3 protein-coding genes and 1 riboswitch are annotated in these 5,306 nt (G+C 74.0%); all 3 genes read left to right on the top strand.

The features are described 5' to 3' along the window. Positions 1–151: 151 nt before the first annotated feature. A riboswitch (cyclic di-AMP (ydaO/yuaA leader) is annotated at positions 152–311 on the bottom strand. A 316-nt stretch (positions 312–627) separates the two neighbouring features. The 3 genes from C5508_RS18755 (at position 628) to C5508_RS20065 (ending at position 4,913) form a co-directional block, all read left to right on the top strand. Further along, positions 628–3,777: a carboxyl transferase domain-containing protein gene (locus tag C5508_RS18755; RefSeq protein ID WP_104526429.1), complete on the top strand. Its 3,150-nt coding sequence runs from the start codon at positions 628–630 to the stop codon at positions 3,775–3,777. Next, positions 3,774–4,400 (top strand): hypothetical protein, encoded by a 627-nt coding sequence (locus C5508_RS18750; RefSeq protein ID WP_104526428.1) that lies wholly within the window; start codon positions 3,774–3,776, stop codon positions 4,398–4,400. Before C5508_RS18755 ends, C5508_RS18750 begins: the two co-directional genes overlap by 4 nt. Before the next feature lie 366 nt (positions 4,401–4,766). Further along, positions 4,767–4,913, top strand: coding sequence for a hypothetical protein (locus C5508_RS20065; protein ID WP_198598186.1), 147 nt, complete (start codon positions 4,767–4,769; stop codon positions 4,911–4,913). Positions 4,914–5,306: the final 393 nt, after the last annotated feature.

The following is a 5,306-nucleotide window of genomic DNA, read 5'->3' as shown; positions in this document are numbered from 1 at the left end:
CCTCACGGGGGCCGGGGCTCCGGCGGAGGCGGAGGCGGTGAGCGGGGTGAGCGCGATCCCCGCCCCCGTGAGGACGGCGAGAGCCGCCCCGCGGACGGAACGACGGGTGATCGTGGACGTGCGGGAAGTCGTCATGGAACGACGGGTTCTCCTGTTCTCCTTTTACCGCCTACCGGGTGAGCTGACGGGTTCGGGCGGGGAGAGCGCCCGGCGCGACGGACGTGGCCGTTCGCGCTTCACCCCAGAACTGCGGTGGGTCCCCGGTCCGGCCGCCGGAGGTCTCCGGTGCGCCGGTTCGGCGGTGTCCGGACGGGTGCCACCAGGTGCGGTGACGACGGGGCCTCGGCCGGACCGCGACGACGCTAGGTGGGTCGCGGAGCAGCCACAAAAGCGCGGAGGGGGACTTCCGGAGCGCTACCGCCCAGTACGTCGACAGCCGCCGGACCGACGACTCGCCAGCCGACCACCCCCGACTCCACGGAAAGGTTCCGAGCCGCCGGCGACTCGAACGACGGAACGTGATCGGCTACTTACTTTCCTTCGGCGGCGTGGCGGCACACAGCGTTCCGACCTCGCGCGCGTGGCCGTCCTCCGCAGCACGTCCAGCCCGCGTGCGAGCATCGCCTGGTGGCTCGCCTGCTGATCGCAAACCGCGGCGAGATCGCCGTCCGCATCGCCCGCGCCGCGGCTGCCGAGGGGTGGGTCTCCGTCGCGGTCACCGCGGCCGACGAGCCCGACGCTCCCCACCTCGCCGCCGCCGACGAGCGCTCCGTCCTGCCCGGCAGCGGTCCCGCCGCCTACCTGGACGCCGCCGCGATCGCGCAGGCCGCCGTGGCCACCGGCTGCACGCTGGTCCACCCCGGTTACGGATTCCTCTCCGAGAGCCCCGACCTGCCACGAGCGTGCGAGGCCGTCGGGGTCGCCGTCGTGGGGCCGACCGTCGCCACCCTCGCCGTCCTCGGCGACAAGGCGCTCGCGCGCGAGGCCGCGGCCGCCGCCGGCGTCCCCGTCCTGCGCGCGGCCGACGAGGAGGGCGTCGCCGCGCTGCTCGACGACGTCGGCGCAGTGATGCTCAAGGCCCGGTTCGGCGGAGGAGGGCGGGCCACCCGGATCGTCCACCGGGGCGACGACGTCGCCGCCGCCGTCGAGACGGTCGGCAACGAGGCCCGGGTCGCCTTCGGCACCGGCGCCCTGCTCGCCGAACAGCTCGTCGAGCGCGCCCGCCATCTCGAGGTGCAGGTGCTCGGCGACGGTGACGGCGTCGTCGTCCTGGGCGACCGGGACTGCTCGCTGCAACGCAACCGGCAGAAGGTCGTCGAGATCGCGCCTGCTCCGGACCTACCCGACGACGTCAGGGAACGGCTGCACGCGGCGGGCGCGGCCCTGGCCGGGCACGTCGGTCTCCGCGGGCTCGCCACCGTCGAGTTCCTCGTCCCGGCCGACGATCCGCACGGGTTCGTCTTCCTGGAGTGCAACCCCCGGCTGCAGGTCGAGCACACGGTCACCGAGGAGACGCTCGGCCTGGACCTCGTGCGGCTGCAGCTCCGCGTCGCCGCCGGCGCGATGCTCGACGAGTTCCGGCTCAACCCGCGGCCGCTGGGTGTCGCCGTGCAGGCCCGGGTCAACGCCGAGACGGTCACGGTCGACGGCGTCGTCCCGAGTGCCGGCACCCTCACCGCGCTGGCGTTCCCCGGCGGGCCGGGCGTGCGCGTCGACACCGCGGCGCGCCCCGGCGCGCAGCAGAGCCCGCGCTACGACTCGCTGCTGGCCAAGGTCGTCATATCCGAGCGGCAGGGCGGGCTCGACGCCGCGCTGAAGCACCTGCACCGGGCGCTCGGCGAGGTGCAGGTGGCCGGCGTCGCCACCAACGTCGGCTTCCTCCGCGCGCTGCTGGAGCATCCCGAGGTGCGGACGGCCACCACCTCGTTCGTCGACGACCACCTCGCGGAGCTCGCCGACGCGGTCGAGCCCGCGCGGGACGGTGACGGGCTGCGCGCACCCGTGCCCGGCACCGTCGTCGCCGTCGAGGCCCGGGCGGGAGCCAGGGTGCACGCCGGGGGAGCGGTCGTCGTGCTCGAGGCGATGAAGATGGAGCACGTCGTCGCCCTCCCCACCGGCGGCACCGTGCTCCGGGTCGCGGTCCAGGTCGGCGAGACGGTCCGCCAGGGCCAGCTGCTCGCCGAGGTCCAGCACGTCGACGCCGACGAGCAGCAGACGACGGACGACCTCGACCTCGACGCCGAGCGCCCCGACCTGGCCGCGGTCCACCGGCGGCACGAGATGGGTCTCGACGAGCACCGGCCCGAGGCGGTGGCGCGCCGGCACGCCCAGGGCCGCCGCACCGCGCGGGAGAACCTCGCCGACCTCGTCGACGAGGGCAGCTTCCTGGAGTACGGGCCGCTGGTCTTCGCCGCCCAGGAGCGCCGCCGCAGCCGCGAGGAACTGCAGCGGAAGACCCCGGCCGACGGCGTCATCGGCGGGCTCGCCGACATCAACGGCGACCCGGCGGTCGTCGTCTCCTACGACTACACCGTGCTCGCCGGCACCCAGGGCATGCGCGGCCACCTCAAGAAGGACCGGCTGTTCGAGCTCGCGGAGAAGCGCCGGCTGCCCGTCGTGCTGTTCGCCGAGGGCGGGGGAGGGCGGCCCGGCGACGTCGACTCCCCCGTCGTCTCCGCGCTCGACACCGCGGCGTTCACGCTGTTCGGCCGGCTGTCGGGCCTGGTCCCGACCGTCGGCATCGCCAGCGGCCGCTGCTTCGCCGGCAACGCCGCGCTGCTCGGCACCTGCGACGTCGTCATCGCCACCGAGGACGCGAACATCGGCATGGGCGGGCCGGCCATGATCGAGGGCGGCGGGCTCGGCGTCGTCGCGCCGGAGGAGATCGGCCCCATCGACGTCCAGCACGCCAACGGCGTCGTCGATCTCCGGGTGGCCGACGACGCGGCCGCCGTCGCCGCGGCCAAGAAGTACCTCTCCTACTTCCAGGGGCCGGTGCAGAGGTGGACCGCACCCGACCAGCGGGCGCTGCGGCACCTCGTCCCGGAGAACCGCAAGCGCGTCTACGACATGCGCGCGGTGCTGGCCGCCCTCATGGACGAGGACAGCGTGCTCGAGCTCCGCGACGGCTGGGGCCACGGCATGATCACCGCGCTCGCCCGGGTCGAGGGTGCGCCGCTCGGCGTGATCGCCAACGTGCCCACCCACCTCGGCGGAGCCCTCGACGCCGACGCCGCCGACAAGGCCGCCCGCTTCCTCCAGCTGTGCGACGCCCACGGGCTGCCGGTGGTCTCGCTCTGCGACACCCCGGGCTTCATGGTCGGCGTCGAGTCGGAGAAGACGGCGACCGTCCGCCACTTCTCCCGGCTGTTCGTGATCGGCGCGAACCTGTCGGTGCCGATCGGGACCGTCGTCGTCCGCAAGGCCTACGGCCTCGGCGCGCAGGCCATGGCCGGCGGCAGCACGAAGGTGCCCCGGTTCACCGTCGGGTGGCCGACCAGCGAGTTCGGCCCGATGGGCCTGGAAGGCGCGGTGCGGCTCGGCATGCGCCGGGAGCTCGCGGCCATCGAGGACGACGCCGAGCGTGCCGCCGCGTTCGACGCCGCCGTCGCCCACGCCTACGAGAACGGGCGCGGGCTGAACGTGGCCGCGCACTGGGAGATCGACGACGTCATCGACCCGGTCGACACCCGCCGGTGGATCACCACGCTGACCCGCGAGGCGGCCGCGACACCCCGGCCGGCGGGGCGGGTCCGGCCGCACGTCGACACGTGGTGAGCGGCCCCGGCAGAACACGCGAGGAGCGCTGGCAGCAGCGCCTCGCCGCTCCGGTCCTGGTGGCCGCACTGGCCTCCATCCCCGCCATGTTCCTCACCGTCGCCGACGGCGCGCTGGGCACCGCCGGTCACGTCATCGACGTCGTCAGCGGCCTGGTCCTGGTCGCCGAGACCGTCATCCTGCTGTTCGTCGCCGAGAGCAAGCGCGCCTGGATCCGCGGGCACCTCGGCCTGATCGCGTTGACGGCCGCAGTCGTCCTCGCCGTGGCCTTCGCGCTCGGTGCCGTCCAGGTGCTGCGGCTGGTGCGCACCGTCGGGGCGCTGCGCATCCTCCGCGCGGGACGCATCGTCAAGGCCGCCCGCAGCGTGAGCGAGCGGATCGGGTTCACCGGCCGGCTGGCGCACGTGGCCTCGGCCGGCGCCGGTCTGCTCGTCGCCGTCTTCGTCGGCGTGGTCCTCTCCGACCCCACCTCGCGCTCCCACGACCTGCTCACCGCCGTCCTCGGGGACGTCGGCACGCCCGTCGTCGTCCTGCTGTCCGGGGTGGCCGGAACCGTCCTCGGCGTCGCCACGTACCTGCTCGCCCAGGACCCCGGCAGCGGCGCCGACGCCGAGGCGTCCTGACCCAGAGCGCGATCGGATCGGGAGCGGTACCTCACGACACCGGGACAGCTTCCGCCCGATCGTCTTCCTCGGCGTCAGCAGTCATGGGTGTTCCCTGCTCCGGCCGGTCGGCGCTCGGCACTGTCGGTCGGCGCACCGCCGTGGTGTGCCGGACCGTCGGAGCCGCGCTCGACCTCGTCGAGGCGCTGATCGGTGGTCCACGGCGCCGGCGTCGCGGTCACCGATCGAGCCCGGGCACTCGCCCGCGCCCGCGACGCCGGGCTCGGCGCGGAAGCGCAGTCGACGGGGTGCGGAACGCGGTCGCGTGGTTGGCCGCCGGTCGATCCGGGCAGAAGGAATCCGACGCACACCGAAGGAGGCAACACCATGGCAGGCATGATCCGGAAGATGCTCGTGTCGGGGATCGCGGCGAAGGTGGTCCAGGAGGCCCGCAAGCCGCAGAACCAGGCGAAGATCAAGAAGGCCATCGCGGACTTCCAGAAGAGCCGCAGCGGCAAGACCGGTCGTCGCTGACCTCCAGCGACGCGACCGACGGCGCCCCCTCTCCTCGCTGAGGAGAGGGGGCGCCGTCGTGTTCGGGGGTCCGGGCGGGTCGATGCCGTGCTGGTCACGACGCGGCTGAACTCCGCCGATGACGACTGCGGCGACGCCTCGGTGCCGCCCGAGACCGCTCGCCGGGCGGACGGAGCCCGCCGACGCAGGAGCCCCCCGTGCACCGACCCCGCCGAACCTTCCGCGCCGCAGCGGCGCTGGCGGTCACCGCCGGCCTCGCGCTGTCCACCGGGTGCGCCCCGGAGGCGAGCCGGGCCGCCACCCCGACGCTGTCTCCTATACACATTTTCGAGCCCACGAAACCTAACACAACATCAGATGCCGTCTGCTGATTGAAAAAAAAAACAACAAAAA

The sequence above is a fragment of the Blastococcus atacamensis genome (genome assembly GCF_002938425.1).
GTDB lineage: Bacteria > Actinomycetota > Actinomycetes > Mycobacteriales > Geodermatophilaceae > Blastococcus > Blastococcus atacamensis.
This window is presented reverse-complemented; position numbering and strand designations above follow the sequence as displayed.